The sequence below is a fragment of the Mesorhizobium sp. M4B.F.Ca.ET.089.01.1.1 genome, from assembly GCF_004022605.1.
In the GTDB taxonomy this organism is placed as follows: Bacteria; Pseudomonadota; Alphaproteobacteria; order Rhizobiales; family Rhizobiaceae; genus Mesorhizobium; species Mesorhizobium abyssinicae.
Genome location: NZ_RZOS01000784.1, coordinates 1 through 1,573, shown reverse-complemented (window position 1 = coordinate 1,573; position 1,573 = coordinate 1). Strand labels below are relative to the sequence as shown.

The following is a 1,573-nucleotide window of genomic DNA, read 5'->3' as shown; positions in this document are numbered from 1 at the left end:
ACCCTGGCAACTACACGAGAGCCGGGCTGGAGGTGACGTTCCGGCCGCATGACGGCAAATTCAAGACGGACGACCAGCTTCACCCCGATTCAAAAAGCTTCTTCTCCAGCATCCGTTCGGGCGGCGAGGAAGAGGAGTTGCGGCGCGATGCTTGGAAATGGGAAAACTGCCTGCACGCCAGCCGCATCTTCCGGGGGTCGAGCCTGCGCAATCCGTGCTTTGACATCCACTACAATTCTCGGCTCGAAGGCCGGAACTTTACGCCCGCTGAAAAGCTGCCCTATGCTCTGGCCGCGACGGCGCGGGCAAAAGGCATTGCGGATTTCTGCGACCAGGTTGTACGCAAGTACGCAACCCAGTTGGAGCCGCTGCGGCCCGTCGTGGAAATACCGATCAGAACCTGAACCTGCTACGAATAAACGGCGGCGCGGCGCATGCGGATGTAGGCGCCGCTCATGTTCAGCCGAAGCTGCAGCATCTGCTCGCTCACGCCGTAGAGATGTTGCGCTTCATCCGTAAGCCTCCGGCGCAGCACATGCATCGCGCCCTCGTCCGTCAGCAGCAACACGCCGGCCAGGAAGTCTGCTTCGGCCTCGATACCGCGGTCGTGCGTCCGTTCGCCGTCGATCGTCAGGGACAGGTGGCGTTTCTCGCGCTGGAACAGACGGACGCCAAGCTGGTGCTCCAGCAGCCGCAACTGCTGGCTGACGGCCGAAGGCGTGACCTGCAATTCCTGGGCAGCCTTTGCCACGCCGCCCAGGCGCGCAACAGCCTCGAAGTGAGCCATGGACTTGAATTTTAGGTCGGACATCGCTCTCAGCAGTTAAGCTCAGCTACACAAACAGTTAAGAAACGAGAATTGAGCCGGATGTCAATCGGTCGCATCATTCCTCAGGTCTCGGGAGGAGATGCAGGATGGAACCGGTCCAGAGCCTGGGCGGCGGCACAGTGGCCGCGGCCGGACAGGCATTCACCAGGGAGTCTTTGATCGAGGCTTCCAATGTCGAGAAGAGCTACGGCGCAACCCGTGTTCTGCGCGGTGTCGACTTTCAGGTCCGTTCCGGGGAAATTCACGCATTGCTGGGCGGCAACGGTGCCGGCAAGAGCACTCTTGTCCGCATCGTCACCGGTCTAACGCCTCGCGACGCCGGAGAGATCCGGTTTTCATCGGCGAAGACTAACAGCATCCATCCGATCATTGCCGTGGTCCACCAGGAACTGGCGTTGCTCCCCGAGCTCTCGGTCGCGGAGAATATCGGGATCGTGCATGCGAGGTCGGGTTTTTCACGGAGCAGCCATCGCCGTATGCGCGACGTTGCGCTGAACGCGCTCGATCTCATCGATCCGGCAATCGGGCGAGAGATTGTCGATCTTCCGGCGCGCAAGCTCTCTTTGCATGAAGGGCAGATCGTCGAGATCGCCCGTGCTCTTTCGACCGGTGCGGAGGTGTTGCTTCTCGACGAGCCCACCGCCAATTTGACCGCCGGTGAGACGGCCAAGCTGTTCTCCGTCCTGAAGCGACTGGTTCATGACGAGGGCATCGGCATCGTTTTCGTTTCGCACCGTATGAAGG

2 protein-coding genes and 1 pseudogene are annotated in these 1,573 nt (G+C 60.7%); 2 read left to right on the top strand and 1 reads right to left on the bottom strand.

Going from position 1 to position 1,573, the window contains the following annotated elements:
• Positions 1-404, top strand: a pseudogene (locus EN780_RS33850) (peptidase S8 and S53, subtilisin, kexin, sedolisin); the annotation flags it as partial.
• A gap of 5 nt (positions 405-409) precedes the next feature.
• On the opposite strand, the gene EN780_RS41030 reads toward EN780_RS33850, so the two are convergent.
• Positions 410-811: a LysR family transcriptional regulator gene (locus EN780_RS41030; protein WP_281035403.1), complete on the bottom strand. Its 402-nt coding sequence runs from the start codon at positions 809-811 to the stop codon at positions 410-412.
• Positions 812-915: 104 nt separating this feature from the next.
• Between EN780_RS41030 and EN780_RS33840 the strand changes: the two genes are divergently transcribed.
• On the top strand, positions 916-1,573 hold a 658-nt coding region (locus EN780_RS33840; RefSeq protein ID WP_133372870.1), incomplete at its 3' end, for an ATP-binding cassette domain-containing protein.

What these genes read in the sequence shown, in the direction of transcription:
- EN780_RS41030 (WP_281035403.1), bottom strand. Translation starts at nt 811, where the DNA reads ATGTCCGACCTAAAATTCAAGTCCATGGCTCACTTCGAGGCTGTTGCG.